This window comes from Paenibacillus dendritiformis (genome assembly GCF_021654795.1).
Lineage (GTDB): Bacteria > Bacillota > Bacilli > Paenibacillales > Paenibacillaceae > Paenibacillus_B.
In genome coordinates, this window is the sequence record NZ_AP025344.1 from 3250718 (window position 1) to 3266090 (window position 15373).

At 53.1% G+C, this 15373-nt stretch carries 19 protein-coding genes; 4 read left to right on the forward strand and 15 right to left on the reverse strand.

Annotated features, from left to right (window positions below; all coding sequences use genetic code 11):
• Positions 1 to 202: 202 nt before the first annotated feature.
• Positions 203 to 364, reverse strand: a complete 162-nt coding sequence (locus tag L6439_RS29700) for an HAD hydrolase-like protein (RefSeq protein ID WP_249723378.1) — start codon at positions 362 to 364, stop codon at positions 203 to 205.
• Between the two features lie 77 nt (positions 365 to 441).
• Entirely contained in the window at positions 442 to 1020 is a 579-nt protein-coding gene (locus L6439_RS14275; RefSeq protein WP_197257548.1) for a helix-turn-helix domain-containing protein, read from the reverse strand.
• Between the two features lie 191 nt (positions 1021 to 1211).
• Here L6439_RS14275 and L6439_RS14280 point away from each other — a divergent pair, with 191 nt between their 5' ends.
• A complete protein-coding gene (locus L6439_RS14280; protein WP_237096874.1) occupies positions 1212 to 1880 on the forward strand; it encodes an AzlC family ABC transporter permease in 669 nt (222 codons plus the stop codon).
• Positions 1877 to 2194 carry an AzlD domain-containing protein gene (locus L6439_RS14285; RefSeq protein WP_168180333.1) on the forward strand — a complete coding sequence of 106 codons (318 nt, stop codon included), beginning with the start codon at positions 1877 to 1879 and terminating at the stop codon, positions 2192 to 2194. Before L6439_RS14280 ends, L6439_RS14285 begins: the two co-directional genes overlap by 4 nt.
• Before the next feature lie 63 nt (positions 2195 to 2257).
• Here L6439_RS14285 and L6439_RS14290 read toward each other — a convergent pair whose 3' ends face one another.
• The 4 genes from L6439_RS14290 to L6439_RS14305 all read right to left on the reverse strand — a co-directional run bounded on the left by L6439_RS14290 (position 2258) and on the right by L6439_RS14305 (position 4579).
• Complete coding sequence (locus L6439_RS14290) at positions 2258 to 2908, reverse strand: Type 1 glutamine amidotransferase-like domain-containing protein (protein WP_213469296.1); 651 nt, start codon at positions 2906 to 2908, stop codon at positions 2258 to 2260.
• Positions 2909 to 2947: 39 nt separating this feature from the next.
• Positions 2948 to 3601 (reverse strand): hypothetical protein, encoded by a 654-nt coding sequence (locus L6439_RS14295; RefSeq protein WP_213469295.1) that lies wholly within the window; start codon positions 3599 to 3601, stop codon positions 2948 to 2950.
• Between the two features lie 244 nt (positions 3602 to 3845).
• On the reverse strand, positions 3846 to 4373 hold the full coding sequence (locus tag L6439_RS14300) for a GNAT family N-acetyltransferase (protein ID WP_168180330.1): 528 nt from the start codon (positions 4371 to 4373) through the stop codon (positions 3846 to 3848).
• Between the two features lie 59 nt (positions 4374 to 4432).
• A complete protein-coding gene (locus L6439_RS14305) occupies positions 4433 to 4579 on the reverse strand; it encodes a hypothetical protein (RefSeq protein ID WP_168180329.1) in 147 nt (48 codons plus the stop codon).
• 753 nt (positions 4580 to 5332) lie between these two features.
• Here L6439_RS14305 and erm point away from each other — a divergent pair.
• Positions 5333 to 6187 (forward strand): 23S ribosomal RNA methyltransferase Erm, encoded by an 855-nt coding sequence (gene erm / locus L6439_RS14310; RefSeq protein WP_213469294.1) that lies wholly within the window; start codon positions 5333 to 5335, stop codon positions 6185 to 6187.
• A gap of 61 nt (positions 6188 to 6248) precedes the next feature.
• Here erm and L6439_RS14315 read toward each other — a convergent pair whose 3' ends face one another.
• From L6439_RS14315 to L6439_RS14345, 7 genes are all read right to left on the reverse strand, one after another.
• Positions 6249 to 6563: a DMT family transporter gene (locus L6439_RS14315; RefSeq protein WP_168180327.1), complete on the reverse strand. Its 315-nt coding sequence runs from the start codon at positions 6561 to 6563 to the stop codon at positions 6249 to 6251.
• A 4-nt stretch (positions 6564 to 6567) separates the two neighbouring features.
• Positions 6568 to 7239, reverse strand: a complete 672-nt coding sequence (locus L6439_RS14320; RefSeq protein WP_168180326.1) for a DMT family transporter — start codon at positions 7237 to 7239, stop codon at positions 6568 to 6570.
• Complete coding sequence (locus L6439_RS14325) at positions 7236 to 8018, reverse strand: MerR family transcriptional regulator (protein WP_168180325.1); 783 nt, start codon at positions 8016 to 8018, stop codon at positions 7236 to 7238. Before L6439_RS14325 ends, L6439_RS14320 begins: the two co-directional genes overlap by 4 nt.
• Positions 8019 to 8125: 107 nt before the next feature.
• The gene (locus tag L6439_RS14330) at positions 8126 to 9349 is read right to left on the reverse strand and encodes an FAD-dependent oxidoreductase (protein WP_168180324.1); all 1224 of its coding nucleotides are present in this window, start codon (positions 9347 to 9349) and stop codon (positions 8126 to 8128) included.
• Positions 9350 to 9421: 72 nt separating this feature from the next.
• Complete coding sequence (locus L6439_RS14335) at positions 9422 to 9970, reverse strand: YeeE/YedE thiosulfate transporter family protein (RefSeq protein WP_172879143.1); 549 nt, start codon at positions 9968 to 9970, stop codon at positions 9422 to 9424.
• Positions 9971 to 10004: 34 nt separating this feature from the next.
• Positions 10005 to 10232: a sulfurtransferase TusA family protein gene (locus tag L6439_RS14340; protein ID WP_168180323.1), complete on the reverse strand. Its 228-nt coding sequence runs from the start codon at positions 10230 to 10232 to the stop codon at positions 10005 to 10007.
• 74 nt (positions 10233 to 10306) lie between these two features.
• Positions 10307 to 10996, reverse strand: a complete 690-nt coding sequence (locus L6439_RS14345) for a YeeE/YedE thiosulfate transporter family protein (protein WP_237096875.1) — start codon at positions 10994 to 10996, stop codon at positions 10307 to 10309.
• 170 nt (positions 10997 to 11166) lie between these two features.
• Here L6439_RS14345 and L6439_RS14350 point away from each other — a divergent pair, with 170 nt between their 5' ends.
• On the forward strand, positions 11167 to 12051 hold the full coding sequence (locus tag L6439_RS14350; protein WP_168180321.1) for a LysR family transcriptional regulator: 885 nt from the start codon (positions 11167 to 11169) through the stop codon (positions 12049 to 12051).
• A 65-nt stretch (positions 12052 to 12116) separates the two neighbouring features.
• On the opposite strand, the gene L6439_RS14355 is transcribed toward L6439_RS14350, so the two are convergent.
• Together L6439_RS14355 and L6439_RS14360 are read right to left on the reverse strand one after the other, a co-directional pair.
• Positions 12117 to 13820, reverse strand: a complete 1704-nt coding sequence (locus tag L6439_RS14355; protein ID WP_237096876.1) for a hypothetical protein — start codon at positions 13818 to 13820, stop codon at positions 12117 to 12119.
• 148 nt (positions 13821 to 13968) lie between these two features.
• Positions 13969 to 15363: an S-layer homology domain-containing protein gene (locus tag L6439_RS14360; RefSeq protein ID WP_213469292.1), complete on the reverse strand. Its 1395-nt coding sequence runs from the start codon at positions 15361 to 15363 to the stop codon at positions 13969 to 13971.
• Positions 15364 to 15373 lie beyond the last annotated feature (10 nt).

A 15373-nucleotide genomic window follows, 5' to 3' on the forward strand; every position in this document is an offset into this window, starting at 1 on the left:
TCCTCTGAATTGGATAACATTACGGTAACATATAGGATATCTGCGTGAATGGAGACGTTGCTTCGTTATTCCTGCCTATCGATCAATCAGATACTGCGCCGCCTTCCATAGATCAGCGGCGATATAATCCGGTTCTGCATCCGGCTACCGGTGCTTGAAGGCGGTCAGCGATCCCTCCCCCCAGCCGGTTCGAACCATAATTTTAAGCGCCTCGACTTGATGGGCCGTCATCAATGTCGGTGTCGCCAACATCTCCAATGACGGCGCATCTCGCCAGATCGAGCCCATGCTCCGCGGCGGCACGAAGGAGCAGGCCGATGCTCGGCTTCCTGCAGTCGCAGCCCGCCTCGGAGCTATGCGGCAACTGTAGGCTTGATCGAAGCCGTACGCCCGGAATTGCTCCTCGAACTCCTCGATAGCGGCTTCCCCTCGCAATCAGCCCTATATTGACGTCTTGGGGCTGGAGACATTCGAATATAAAATCGACACGGCGATCTCGCAGATTTCATCGGTGTTGTTTTTATAAATATGTCCGGTCTCCGCCGAGAAGGAGATGGCGTCGCCCTTGCTTAACGTGCTCGTCTCCGGACCGATCTCGATCGTCAGCGTCCCCTCGAACACGGTGATCGATTCGATCACTCCCAGTCCGTGCGGCTCGGACTGATAGGAGCAGCCCGGATGAAGCCGGGCCCGGAATGTCTCCAGCGAGACCCCGGGCGCCGCATACGTGTTGTACGCCTCGAAGCGCTTGTTGTCTTCTCTGAACTGGGGCTGTTCCTCCGCCCGCAGCACCTTCAGGGACGGATTCTCGAATATGAACGCCGTCAACGGCACCTGCAAGCCGGAAGCGATCTTCCACAGCGTAGCTACCGTCGGGTTCGAGCTGCCCCGCTCAATCTGGCCAAGCATCGGCTTGCTTACGCCCGTAAGCTCCGCGAGATCATCCAGCGTCAGGTTCAGCTGCTGCCGGTAGTGACGAAGACGCTTGCCGATCCGGTCTGAGATTAAATCTTTTTCCATAGCTTCCTCCCAAGGTGCAAAGATGTTCGAAATTAAACATTTTTGCAAGTACATGACAAAAATTAGACAGAAAAGTAGTTGATTCCGCCGTCCGGTATGTTATATTATATCTCGGGAATTACGATAACATATTAGAGGAGCATACCGGAATGGCGGGCTATGTATCATCCAGAATAACAAAGGATATACCGATGCGGAAAGGGTTTACGAAAGCCGTTTTCGATGTATTTCCGCTTGCGGTGAGCGTGTTCACGTACGGTCTCGCGTTCGGCGCACTGGCCAACAACGCCAACCATTTCACATGGCTGGAGACGGTTGCGATGTCCTTTTTTGTCTTGTCCGGCGCTGGGCAATTCACGATCCTGTCCTTAATCCAGCAGGATGCGGCCCTGTGGACGATCGCGCTTAGCACTTTTCTTATCAATGCCCGTTATATCATCTATACGTTGTCCGTGGGCCGCGAGCTTGAAGCTTGCCGCCGGGGGCAGCCGCTCTGGCTGTCCCATGTCATTACGGACGAGAGCTACAGCGTGTCCATGATGGAGGCGCAGCACGGCAAGCTCAGCGTCGGCTACGTCGCAGGCGCTGGCTGCACTGTCTTCCTGTCATGGCTGCTGAGCTCGGCTGTGGGGTACCAGATCGGGGAATTCATCCAGGATCCTGCCCGGTACGGCCTGGACTTCGCCTTCACAGCAGCCTTCCTCGGGCTGCTGGTCGTCATGCTGAAGCGGCGCAGCCACGCCGCGGCGGCCGGACTCGCGATTGCCGCCTCCGTGCTTGCCTATCCTTGGTTCGGCACATCCGGAGCAGTATTCGCCGGAGCCGCGGCCGCTTTTGCCGTAGGAGTGTATGCCAAATGATCTCGCTGCCGATCCTTATCGTCATTTGCGTAGCCGCGGCGGCGACCTACCTGACCCGCTACCCGAGCATGGCGCTTGCCCGGTACATCAAGATGTCGCCCCGCATCGAGCGCGGCTTCCGCTATGTGCCGATCGGCGTCTTCGCCGCCCTGGTCGCCCCGGCCATCTTCTATCATCCAACCGTCGACGGCCGGATCGAATGGATGTATTATGCAGCGGTCGTCGTGACCAGCCTGACCGCCTGGCTAAGCAAAAGCCCGCTGTGGGCCATGATCGCCGGCGTGCTCGTCATCGCGCTGCTGCGTCTGCTATAGCTCAGCGGCCGGGCTCCGATTCAAGCGCATTCCAGCAGGAATGCGCTCTTGCTGTTCATCCGGCTACAGCTCCTGTCTAGCGAAGCGGTACAGCCCCCCGCCTTCCGTGTGCACGGGCTCTTCGTTCAGGAAATGCACGCCCGTGCCGTCATCAAGCCCGTACCCAATGGATACCCCGGTCCTCGCAATCGCCGCCTTCAGGTTCTCTTCCTCTTTCCATTCCGTGAAGTGAACGCTTACAACGGCGTCGCGAAGCAAGCCCAATCCTCGGAGGAACAGATTCGTATTGCTGGCATTATCAACCGCCGGGATGACGCAATCGGCAGGGCTGATCAAGGCGCCGGCGGAGAAGCCGGCCACCGGGACGCCCTTGCCGTACATGTCCTGGATCACGCTCCCCAGCACCGTATCGACGATATGACTCCTGTACCGCTCGGTATCTCCGCCGCAGATGACGATTCCGTTGCAGCCGAGCAGCTGCTCAATCGCGGTGCGCGAAGGTTGGGGAGTTAGCGCCAAATACATAAATTCGGTCAACCCGTTCCGCTCCAGTACTCCTGTGTAGGTCGGCATGTATTCTGGCCATCCGTCTCTCTCGATGAATAATATCGCTGTCTTGCCGGTCCTGGCCGAAGCGATTGCCGCGAATTTCCTCCCCAGCTCTTCCCCGAATGGCGGTCCTCCGCCAAATAGAAACAGATGACGATCCTTCATCCCATCTACTCCTTTCCCGTACGCGAGATAATTACAATGTTATGGCTCTTTCCGCTCCACCTTGATTTTCAACAGCAAAATGGCGGCATCCGATTTAATCGCTTGCCCAATCTCTTCTTCATTGGTTGTATCCATTGTCGAGATGACACGGGATTCGACGAGTCTGTACAATGCTAATAACCGAGTCTCGCCGGATCGCAGCCGCATCGGCTCATCGCCTAACGTATACTCCCGCATCGCAGCCATGACCGTATCGGCCCTGCTCTCCGGCAAATCAATGGTGACATTGCCGGTACGCACGCCGGGTGCATAGAGGAACAGACAGCTGCGCTTCGTCTCCCCTTCCTTCGCCTCGATCATGGCAAAACCAAGTGGCCCTTGTTCCCGTTCGCCAGGAAAGATTCCGAAGGATAACTCGGCCAGCGGCTGCTGCCCAGTCAGCATTGGCTGCCCCCTGCGGTATCCTTCCACCCATAACGTCACCCAACTTCGATCGGCCTGCGGCAGAGTAAGGTCGAAGTTGAACAGATGACCGAGACTTAGCTCCTCAAAGGTACGGGTATAGGCAGAATCCTCCTCCTTCTTCACCTCCGCGATGATGACGCTTCCCGACTCCGGCTGCGCGGAACGGCAGCTTAGGAACAGCATCGAGAAGGCAAGCATCGTAATAAACAGCTTGACGCTTCTCCCCATATGTCTCTCCTTCCCCTCGTCTGCATCCATTGTCTTTCTTTACCATATCAGAAAAAAGAGCCTATTAGAAGGCTCTCGTTCAACATCTTTATCGCTCCACGGGGCAGATCGGCGGACGTTGACAGCGCATAAATGCACCATCGTCAGCGGGAAGCCAACGGCCGCGAAGATCACAAGCAGCGCTCGTTCACGGCCGCGATCGGCTCCGCCTTCATCCGCCATGCCTCGTGTCCAACAAGCCGGGTTAGAGCGCAATCATCATATGAATATCATGAGGCTCTTTCTCGAACAGCTCGGGGTCCTTGTCCCAAGTGAGCTCGCTGCCGCAGGATTGATAGAACTGAACGGCAGACTGGGTCTCCGTCGAGGAGATATATAAATATTTGGCCCCGCGGCGCTTCGCCTCTTCTGACAACAGCTGAATGATCCGGGTCCCGATGCCCTGGCGGCGGTATGGCCTGGACACGTACATCAGATCGACCTGAATCCGATCGCGATCCGGCCCCCGTAACCGATGAGCCAATACGCCGAATCCGGCCAGCTTGTCCCCGTCAAATGCGCCAATCGCCAAGCCGCCATGCTTCAGCTCATACTGGAATCTCTCCTCCAGCTCCTTCAATTCAGCCGGATTCCATGTCGGACATTCATGGCCCGCCGGTTGTTCCACGATCGAATCTCCCTGATTGACATAAATCAAGTTGATCTGCTCCGAACGGTCAATCTCCTTGATTTTGCGATATTCCTCAAGCTTCATCTCTCTGATGCTAATCATGATTTCCATCCTCCATTATTCTTCTCGCTTCTCTTCATGAACAGGAGCCATCCTCTTGTTCAGTGCAGAATGCAAACCAACTCCTTCGCGAACTCATAGCGGCGGTAACGTATTCCACGTTGCAGCTTTTCATAATCAGGACGAGCAAGTTCCGCCCGTTCTTCGATTTTCGCACGATTGGCTGATATTGGAACGGACTTCTTCATCTTACCACGGACCCCTGCCGAGAGAACAGCGCCAAAAAGAATTGCCAAAACCAAATTTATATGTTAAGTTGGGAGTAATTTCAAGAATGGAGGGTTACGTGTGGTAGATAACAACCGAGTTTGCATCTAATTGGATATGCAAAGACTCTGCCGGCGGCGGAGGACTCGGGATTGGTCTGCCCTTTTTCATGGTAACCCAAATCGTAAGCTTATACAGGATGAACCGGAGCGTTGATATGACAGGCGAGCTATAAGCTCCCTGCCATGAGGCATCGTCGATCCATGCGGATCCGATGAGTAGACTGCGCACCAATCGGCAAGGAGGCACCGCTTCCTTACGGTTTGTTCCCTTGTCCTCTTCCGCAATAGCAACACAGGCAGATGTCCCGCCTGTGTTTTTTTGTGTTCAGCGAGCCATGCCATGGCCCGCCATGATGAGGGAAGGAGGATTACGTGTGGTAGATCAGTCCAACTGAGTTCAACCTTTGCGCACATACCGATTTTTGCCAAAGGCTCTGCCGGCGTGCAGAGGACTCAGGACTGGTCTGCCCATTTTTCGCGATACGCTTCCGTGTTGCGAAGCGTTCCGATCCGCTTATCCGGATGGATTTATCCCGGATCAAGCGGTCCTGCGGCATGCCTATTGTCGGCAAGGCGTCTTGTCCCCTTGCCCGCCCAAGCCGAGTCCCATCCGATTGCACGCATACGGCAGCAGCCGATCGATTGATTATTGCGGGTAACGGAGGGACATCGATGACAAGAAATAGACAAGACAAACGCCATGCCGGCAGACGGGGTACAGGACCCGATGCCGACTACCGCGGGCAGCACCTGCTTCTGAACGAGCGGATCGTTCGTGAAATGATGGATAAGACCAAGATTCGTCCGGCGGACACCGTGGTCGATCTCGGAGCCGGAACCGGGGCGTTCACCTTCGTCCTGGCCGAGAAGGCAGGCAGCGTGATTGCCGTTGAGAATGATCCGGAATTTGCGGATATGCTGCGGCGCAAGTCGAAAAGGCATGACAATATTACGGTCGTGGAAAGGGATATCCGGAAGGCGTATCTGCCGAAGCAGCCCTTTTGCGTGGTAGCCAACATTCCGTTCTCCATCACGACGCCGATTCTCAAAATGCTGATGGATGCGCCCGCGAGCTCCTTCCAGCGAGCGGCGCTCATTCTGGATTACGGCGCAGCCAAGGGGTTGACCGCCCGGCTCATTCGGCGCCCTCGCCTGCTGACGTGGCGCATGGGGTTCGACATTGAACTGGTTAAAGTGATCCCGAGGCATCACTTTGCCCCTCCGCCGAGCGTGGATACTGCGATGGTCCTGATTCGGCGGAAGGCGCAGCCTCTCGTCGCCCCCAAGCACAGCCATACGTTCGCGGCCTTCGCCGAGTACGCCCTGAAGCGCCCCGATCTTCCGTTGGGCTCGGCCTTGCAAGGAGTATTTACGCCGCCGCAGATGAAGCATCTGGTCAGACGCCTCGGCGTAAGCCGCGACATCCCGGCCTGCGCGCTGAATGAGCGCCAATGGGGCATCGTGTTCCAGACGATGCTGGAGCGGGTCGAAGCGTACCGCTGGCCCCGGCGGAAGCGGCAAAAATAGGCTCTAATCAAGGAGCGGCAGCCTGAACCGGAATGATTCAGGCTGCCGCTTGACCTTTGACTTATACCGTTAACCGCAAGCCGATGACGGTGCCGACGATGCCGGCGATACAGACGAGTCGCAGCGGAGTCGCGCGTTCCTTGAAAAAGAACATGCCGACCAACGCCGTGCCGATTGTCCCTATCCCGGTCCATACCGAATAGGCGACCCCCAACGGGATCGACTCCAGCGCAGAGGATAACAGGCAGAGGCTTACGCCAAATGCCCCCAGCAGCAGCAAATTGTTCGTCCACGTATCCCGTATCGACATCCGCTTCACGAAGATAAAGCCGATAACTTCAAAGCAGCCCGCGATAATGACATATACCCATTCCATCCGCTTATCCTCCCGCCTTAGCCTTTGGCTCGCCTCCGAGCTTCAACAGGAGTATGAAGCAGACGAGCAGAGCTGCGAGACCGAGCCGAACCCAGTTTACCCCGGAGTCGAACAACAGCATATCCATCGTGACCGTGCCCCCCGCCCCGATGCCGGCGAACGCGGCGGCAACCGTGCTGACTGGGAGTGACTTGGCTGCCTTGGCCAGACAATAGAAGCTGAAATAAAAAATGACCAGGAGCGGGCCGCCCAGCATATTCAGCTTCAATAATAACGCCCACACAATCTCGAGCATCCCGCCTAATAGCAGATAGAACCATGGGCGGCTGCGCGGGCCCGGCTTCCCGCAGACAGGGCTCGCTTGCGGTTCGAGCGGTTCAATCGGCGGCCGGGCCGGCGGCGGGCCGGAGGAACGCTGCGCCGGAACCGTAAACGCCTGTTCCTTCGGCTTCGAGCCTGAGAAGGAATAACAGGCATCGATGATCAGGATCAGCAGCCACAGCCCGTTAATATAAATGCCGGCAGGTTCATGATACAGACCGATCTTCCCGCTGACTGCCGCTTCCTTGAACGACAGGAGCCATGGCGGCAAGGCCATATCCGAATGTATGATAACATAGGCTGCGGCATGAGCAGCCGCAAACCATGCGATATGAATGGCCAAGCTTCTCTTCATGGCTCTTCCACCCCTGAAGTCTGGAGATAGCAGCCGATCATCGCATCCACATAAGCCATCAGTTCCCGATCATGACCGTATACCGCCGACATCTGCCCCTCTTCGGGAACGAGCCGGCTCCAATATTTATCCAGCAGCGCGGCATTCCCCTGGAACAAGCTCAATGCCATCTCATACAATTGCTTGGCCAGGCGCTGGGCCTGAGGCGAATCCGGCGGTGCATCCATCTGTTCCCGGATGGCGCCCATCAACCGAATATATTGTTCCGCGCGCGGATCGGCGCTTCCCAGATCAGGCAGCCGGGACAGTATCGCGAGTTCCTCACCCGTATATTCCTGGGCAGGGAAGACCGGACGAATGCGGCCGTCCTCCAGTTCTCTTGCTTGCAGCGCCTGCAGCAGGGTGACGATCTCGGAGGCCTCGATCTTCCCGCTGATTCGAATCGCGTGGATCGTCGTTTGCAGCAAATATTCCTTCCAAGCCAGTAGCTCCTTCTCCCGCTGTATCCATTCGATCTGCTCTTCCAGCGCCTGGATCCAGCCTTCATTTTCTTTGTCCGCTTGCCCGGTATCCCGGAACACCTGCTTAATCTGCTCCAGCGTGAAGCCGAGGGATTTCAACAATATAATCTTCTGCAGTTTCATCAACGCGGCGTCATCATAATAGCGGTATGAATTGCCTTCGACCTTCGCGGGATGCAGCAGGCCGATCTCATTGTAATAATGCAGCGTCCGTCTGCTGATATTCGACATCTTGGTTACATCCCCAATACTGTACACCTTCATCCCCTCCTCCGTTCATTGTAAAGGATAACGTATACGTGAAGGTCAAGAGTTCACAAGAGAAATAAAAAGCAGTGGCGCTCAGCCCCTGCTTTTACAGACGGTTATGATAAAAGACCCGCCAACGATGATTCATTGATATTTCCGGTAATCACCTGTCGAATCTTCCCTTCCGTTACATAGGCTACGGCCGGGACGGCATCGATCCCTAGTCTGGCCGCAAGACCAGGCGATTTGTAGACATCGACCTTGGTCATTCTGAAGTCCGATGCATGCGCCTGCTCGAATGCCTCCATGAGCGGCAGCAGCTCCCGGCACGCCGCATCCGTCGCGTTCCACAGGTAGACAACCGAAGGTTTGCCATGATTCAGGATTTGATTCTCATATACCTCACATTCCGATAAATATTTCTCCGCCCCATATCCGGCTATCGCTCCGTCGCCGACGGCCGTCGCTACCTGCTTCAGGAATTTGTCGCATACGTCGCCCGCAGCGAAGACGCCGGGCACGTTCGTCTCCATTCTGTCGTTGATGCGGATATAGCCGTTCCGGTTCATCTCGATCAAGCCGGCAAAAATCTCCGTGTTCGGCACATAGCCGATGAACAGGAAGCAGGAATCCACCGCCACCTTGCGCAGCTCATTCGTCTTCAGGTTCCTCAGCACGACGGCATTCAGCCGCTCCTCGCCTTCGAAGGAATCGACGACCGTGTTCCAGATGAACTCCATTTTCGGGTTTTCGAGCGCCTCCGTTTTGGCGATTTCGTTGCAGTCCATTTTGCCGTGCTCATGCATGACCGACACGATGACCCGGTCCGCGAACTTGGTCAGGAACATGCCTTCCTCAATGGCTGCATCGCCGCTTCCGACCACCATGACCGTTTTGCCCGTATTCGAAGCGGCGTCGCAGGTCGCGCAGAAGGAAATGCCTTTATCATACAAATATTGATCCTCGTTCCGGGCTCCGGTCAGCCTTGGCTTGCCGCCGCCGGCAATAATGATCGCTTTACATTCGTACCGGATTCGGAACGTCTCGACGATTTTGACTTCGCCGTCGACGGATACCGATTTGACGTCGGTCATTTTAAACTCGACGCCGAACTTCTTCGCCTGCTTGTGGAACAACCCCATCAGTTCCGTTCCGGTGGCGCCTTCCGGGAAGCCAGGATAGTTCTCTATCTCATTCGTGTAGGTGGCGAGTCCGCCTACGAGCGATTTCTCCAGAATAAGGGTCTTCAAGCGCGCGCGCCCGCAGTAGATTCCCGCGGTCAAGCCCGCGGCCCCTCCGCCAATAATAACAACGTCATATTGTTCCGTTTTCTTTTCCATCGTCTTCGGTCCTCCTGTATTTCGCGTTAAGCATTTATGAAAAGAGGCTGACTTCCGTCAGCCCTCTTTCCCCTACATAAAATATTTGGCCAATAGCTTGCTGCCTACAAAGGCTCCGGCTAACAAGAACAGCCAGAAAATCCAGCCGGACAGCGACAGCGAAGAAATGGAGGTGAACAGCGCGCCGATATTGCACCCGTTCGCCAATCTCGCGCCATAACCCATCAGCAGGCCGCCCAATGCCGCAGCAAAGATTTGCTTTTTGGATTTGATTTTCTTGAATTTGAATTCGGATGCGAACAGCGTAGCCAGCAGCGCACCCAAAATAATGCCAAGATTGCGTACCGAGCCGCCGTCGTTCATAAATCCGCCGGATAAGGTTTTTTGCGCCTTTTCCGAGCCGAAATAAGCCCAATCGTCAACATTGCCGCCTACGAGTTGATACAACCACGCTCCCCAGTCCGCAAACGCGCTCGTGACGCCCCATCCTTTGGAGAAAACGGCCAAATGGGCGATGGCGAAAATCGCAAGCAGCACGGCCCCGGTCACATACGTAAACGGCTCTTTCAGCAGACGTTTGTAAAAGCGGTTCGATGTGATTTTCAACCAAAATGCGTTCACCGCTTACACCCCATCCTTTCTTCCTCAGCAAAGGCTAGTTGGTCTTCTCGATGACGACTTCCCATTCCCCGTCTTCGATCTCTTCGATTTCCACGTTATGCCCTTGCTTTCTCGCCCATTCCGGGACATTCTTCATCGCGCAGCTATGGTCGATTGAGACAATCAGGACATCGCCGACATTTAGTTCGGCCATTTTTTTCTCTGTTCTCATCAGAGGTACCGGACAAGCTTCTCCCATGCAATCAAGTGTAAATTCAGCCATCTTGATAACCACCTTTATCTCATTATTTTTTTATGAAAAGAAAAACTTTGTGAACAAAAACACTTAGTCCCGCATTAATCGGCGCTGCCCATCTTCTTCTCCTGCCATTTGACCGAGGCGATATAGAGCAGCAATATAATGAGGAACTGGACGATCAAGGCGCCTAGCCATCCAAATACATCCGGCAGGAACACCGAGGGCGCATCCTTGATGACGTGAGTCCGCCACCAGCCCATGTCATGCGCTCCCCAGAGAGAGCCGAGCACGAAGAAAAACAGCGACAGCATCTGCATCGTGAAGCCTTCCCCTACGCGCATCAGCGTTCCCGAGGCACAGCCGCCGGCGATGACCATTCCGATGCCGAACAAGACGGCCCCGATGACGAGGGCGAAGCTGATCTGCCCCACATTGTCCATGCCGGGAATCGGATTCCCTTGCATGAAGGCCGAATATTTGATAGCCGTGAATCCAATCGTGGCCAACGAGCAGGCAATGAGTACCGCCCTCGTGACTGAGGTGCTTCCCGTAATGCACGGGTCCCTCATCGAAGCGGTGAAGCAGAATCGCGATCTTTGCAAAATAACGCCAAACGAAAGACCGAACAGCAGATAGACGACCATGTTGTCATTGTAATGATTCAAGTAGAATCCGAAGGCAATGACGAGAGCGGTTGCCAATAGAGCATAAGGCAACTGGCTCTTTTTTGGCTTTCTCGGCGCCCGGGTTCGGGTCGATTTCGTCGCGGGACTCGGAGTTTGTCCCATCTTGCAGCACCTCCAGCAATAAGATTATTTAACTTTGTGAAAATATTAACATACTTATCGGTACCGTGGTTATATGCTTTGTTTATACTGTATAAGTTTTGCTAATGACACGACAGACAAACAGAAGGGCTTTCAACAAGTTCTAAGCGGGTAAACAGGAGGAGTCACGCATGAATGTGGAAACGCTTAAATTGTTCCTGGACATCGCGGCGCTCAAGAGCATCTCGAAGGCGGCGCATAAGGCTCACATTACGCAGTCGGCGCTCAGCCAGCAGGTCAAATCATGGGAAACGTTGTTGGGAGCCGAGCTTCTTCAACGAAGCAACAAAGGTGCCCAGCTCACCGAAGCGGGACTGATCGCCCAAAAATATGCGGTTCAAATTTGCAAGCTGTACGACGAGATGCTGATGGAAATGAAGCATCTGGAGCACGGTCCGCACCAGTTGTCCATTTACGCCGTTCCGGAAGTGTGCAATTATGCCCTTCCCTGCACGCTGTATGAAGTGAAGAAGCATTTTCCCGACTTTTTGATCACCTTGAATGAAGGCTTTTCATCGGAAATCGAGAAGCATATTCTGCTTGAGGAAGGCAATATCGGATTTATTTCGGGGCCTTCGACCAATCCCGAGCTGAGTTCCTGCAAAGTATTCTCGGACAAAGTCATGCTCGTTGCCAGCAGCAGCGCCTTGCGTCCCGACACGATCGAGTTAAGCGAACTGCCCCGGTTCCCGCTGATCTGGTCCGCCCAGCTCTCCTGCGTGCAACAGGCCTTGAATGCGATGTCAGAGGACAAGCCGAGCTTGAACATTCTCTATAATCTGGACTCAATCGAAGCCGTCAAGCTTGCCGCCCTCAAAGGTCACGGGGCCGCCTTTCTCCCCTATATGTCCATCAAAAAAGAGCTGTACGGCAAACAGCTCCGGATTATTCATATTGAACATTTTCAAGTATGCAACGAGATTCACATGATCAAGAAACAGAGCCGGCGCTGCGACAAGGAAATCCGGCAATTGATACGCTATATCGAGAAGAGACTGGTCGATACGGTTTGTTGAGGGGTTGGCAATGAAGAACAGGCGCGCCGGCCATCCGGGCCGGCCGCTTGTAAGGATGGGGCCGATCATCCATCGTTCGCTCCTGAATGCACCGGCTCGCCTTTCTCATTCTCCGCATTTGCAGTAGGCAGACGACTATCGCACGCATTGCCAGCTGCAAACGTTCTGTAGTAATTGCAATATCCGGAAATATTATGTTCGACATCATCGATTCTAACCCGGAAGGAGTGATGACGAATATAGAATGATCCGAGTATCGTTTCCGGGGATTTAAAATACATGGCCGCTTCCGGGAAGAAAAACCCGTTCAATTGATGACGGGCACGATGCTCTATCGCTTCCATCAGCTTCGCGCGGTCGAATGCGTCCAGCAGCGCGCCGAATCTGGAATCGGACTGGATTCGATCGATCATATTGACCGTGGCCATCAGCAATTCCAAAAAAGTTGGATATGTCGTTTCCCGGTTCAAAATAAAATTCAGCTTTCCGGAAACGTTTTTCAGACCAAATTCCACGTATTCCGGCAATGGCTTGTACTTCGTCAGCTCGCTGGTGCAGTAACTGAGCCAATGGTCGTGATGCTTCCAATAGTCTTCCTTGATGAAATGGGAGAATGCTTTTTCGACCATGCGGAGCCATCTGGCGTCGCGGTCGATTCCGTACAGCCGCATTAACGCGAAAGCCGCTTCCCCGTCATAATAAATAATCCGGAATCGCTCTTTGACCGTTAACTGCGGATAATCCAGCACATGAACGAATGCTCCGGATTCGTTGTCTTGCATTGATTCGATCCCTTCAGCTAGAGCGTTCGTCAAAGCCAGGTGGCTGCGATCATCAAACACTTCGATATATTTGGTCAGCGCCAAAATCGCCGCCGCATTCGCACCCAGCTTAATCTCATCGTTGCGCTCAACGACGAATGCCAGCTGTCTTCCCTGTTCGTCGCACAGCCGCTTGATTCCCTCATTGATAAGATAGTCAACGGCTCTTTGAATTCCTATTTTTAACTCATCGCTTTGTGTTATTTCATAGGCTTCAATCATAGAGTAGGTTGTACTGGCATGCCTTAGCATGTTATACCATTCAATTTCCTTATTGAAGCAGGGAAAATAACCATACACAAATTTCCCCGTATCGTCGACCTGATTCGCTAAATACGTCGATGATGCATTGATTAAGCGGAACAATAGCTCTTTACTCAATTCATCTATTTGCCGCCGGCCGCTGTTCAAGCCTTCTGTGCATAATGGATAACACTGCGAATCAAAAAAATAGCTGCAGGTAGAAAATAAATAAACGTTCTGTATATTCGATAGTCGAACAGGAAAGCGGATATCCCGATAGGTTTTCAAATAAAAGTTAACGTTATCGATATGGATGCTGTCTTGTTCTTTATCCTTTCCTTTTTTGATAAATACGTTAGCATTGACTTCCTGTTCCAAAAAGGCGAGATTGAACATCGGATCAAAAGCTATCCCGTCCCGCAGATAAAAATTCCTCGCCTTCGTCGAATAGCGAATAAATTGATCTATTGAGTATTTCCTAATTTCTCTTATCAGATCAGCCTTTATCCAGCAGACATCGAACCGGTATGCTTTAATAAATTTTTTGCATTTATCGACCGCGTTTTTCCAACAGGTATCGATATTATTCCCTGTCCCCTGGAACACCCGTGCCCGGGTTTTCATATCACAAATGGAGAGAAAACATACGAACTTCGGTTTTCTTCCAAAGAAACTTCTCATGTTCTCAGTCAACTGCGCATTCACATGCGAGCGTAACTTCTCTTTCAAGATGACTATTTTCGAATCAAAAGACTCCAGTCCGGTTGCTGATGGGTTCAAATTGAAGCCTCCTTATAGAACAAATGATAAGGAAAGCACTTCATCAAATTATGATGAAGCGCTTTGCATGTGTTTAGAGACCTAAAGCCTTCGCAACGACGGTCACTGCTTCTGCTCTGTTGGCGTTCGCTTGCGGGTTAATGCTGTTGTTATAGCCGCTCATAATCCCTTGACCAATTGCCGTTTCTACAGATTTCACAGCCCACTTCGATACTTTGTCTTGGTCTTTAAATTTTGTATTCGGTTTTTCATGTTTCAAATCGAACGCTTTGACAACCATGGCGGCCATCTGTTCTCTTGTAATCGGATCGTTAGGTCCGAAGGTCGTTGAATCATAGCCGTTCACAATGCCATGTGCGCTCGCGATCGCGATATTCTCTTTCGCCCAATGTTTCTCCGTGTCCTTGAATACTTTGCCCTCGGCTCCCTTCAGCTCGAGCGCTTTAACGAGAATCGTAGCGAATTCAGCTCTCGTGATTTTATTTTTTGGCTTAAACGTGTTGTCTTGATACCCGGTAATAGCGCCTCTTTGAACCAAGGCAAGAATGTTCTGCTCTGCCCAATGTCCATTAATGTCCTGCAACAGGATTTGCGGAGTTTTCGGTTCTTCTTTCTTTGTTTCTTTGGCTTTGGCCAAGACCGCAAACTTCGTGAATTGGTCTACATCTCCGCTTACGGTCTTATCGGATGCATTGATGGCGTTATTCTCCAATGCAATCCATTCTTTTTTATCTGCGTCCAACCGATATACCGCCAGCTCGTATTTATCCGGATGGAACTTGGAGCTGTCGAATGGCAGGGTGATCGTCATGTTTTTCGCAAGCTTCTCTTTCGGGCTGACCGTGATGTCGAACACCTCGCTCGCCAATTGCAGATGAGCCGGGATATTCAGTCCGGCAGTGCCGCTGACTTTTTCCACTTTGAGCTGCAGCGTTTTTGCTGCCGCGCCCGCAGGGATATCGAACTTGACTCCGTTCAATGTAAAGGAAGCGCTGCTTGCATTGATCGTTCGAGTATTGGATGGCGTTGTCGATGAAGACGAAGAAGTTCCGCCTCCTCCGCCCCCTCCACCGCCGCCGGATCCGCCGCTTCCCGGGGTTCCGCCAGGCGTGCCGCCGTTATCCTCTTTGGCCGTCACATTGAATGTTCGGGAATCCGTTTCCGTGCCTTGGCCTGCTATCGCCGTATACTCGCCGAGATCAGCGTCGGAAGGAAGATGGAAGGTGACCGCAAATGCCCCTTCTGCACCAGTGTCGGCCACATCTACATAAAGAATCGTCTTGTTCGGACGAAGGACTTTAACGCTCACTTCTTTTAATGTTGATGTTCCCTTGAGCTCAACCGCTTCCCCGGGCTTTTTATTCGCTATCTGCTCCAAAGTGATTGATTCCGCAGCAAATGCGGACAACGGGAAAATGGTCAATAATACCGCCATAATCGTTATGTTTCTCAGGATTCCTTTAATCACGAACTGCTTA

Bases quoted from the DNA above. Each gene is read 5' to 3' on its own strand.
- L6439_RS14280 (WP_237096874.1), top strand. From the start codon at position 1,212: ATGCGGAAAGGGTTTACGAAAGCCGTTTTCGATGTATTTCCGCTTGCG.
- L6439_RS14345 (WP_237096875.1), bottom strand. From the start codon at position 10,996: ATGGGACAAACTCCGAGTCCCGCGACGAAATCGACCCGAACCCGGGCG.
- L6439_RS14320 (WP_168180326.1), bottom strand. From the start codon at position 7,239: ATGAAGAGAAGCTTGGCCATTCATATCGCATGGTTTGCGGCTGCTCAT.
- erm (WP_213469294.1), top strand. From the start codon at position 5,333: ATGACAAGAAATAGACAAGACAAACGCCATGCCGGCAGACGGGGTACA.
- L6439_RS14285 (WP_168180333.1), top strand. From the start codon at position 1,877: ATGATCTCGCTGCCGATCCTTATCGTCATTTGCGTAGCCGCGGCGGCG.
- L6439_RS14295 (WP_213469295.1), bottom strand. From the start codon at position 3,601: ATGGGGAGAAGCGTCAAGCTGTTTATTACGATGCTTGCCTTCTCGATG.
- L6439_RS14300 (WP_168180330.1), bottom strand. From the start codon at position 4,373: ATGATTAGCATCAGAGAGATGAAGCTTGAGGAATATCGCAAAATCAAG.
- L6439_RS14330 (WP_168180324.1), bottom strand. From the start codon at position 9,349: ATGGAAAAGAAAACGGAACAATATGACGTTGTTATTATTGGCGGAGGG.
- L6439_RS14350 (WP_168180321.1), top strand. From the start codon at position 11,167: ATGAATGTGGAAACGCTTAAATTGTTCCTGGACATCGCGGCGCTCAAG.
- L6439_RS14275 (WP_197257548.1), bottom strand. From the start codon at position 1,020: ATGGAAAAAGATTTAATCTCAGACCGGATCGGCAAGCGTCTTCGTCAC.
- L6439_RS14305 (WP_168180329.1), bottom strand. From the start codon at position 4,579: ATGAAGAAGTCCGTTCCAATATCAGCCAATCGTGCGAAAATCGAAGAA.
- L6439_RS14315 (WP_168180327.1), bottom strand. From the start codon at position 6,563: ATGGAATGGGTATATGTCATTATCGCGGGCTGCTTTGAAGTTATCGGC.
- L6439_RS14340 (WP_168180323.1), bottom strand. From the start codon at position 10,232: ATGGCTGAATTTACACTTGATTGCATGGGAGAAGCTTGTCCGGTACCT.
- L6439_RS14290 (WP_213469296.1), bottom strand. From the start codon at position 2,908: ATGAAGGATCGTCATCTGTTTCTATTTGGCGGAGGACCGCCATTCGGG.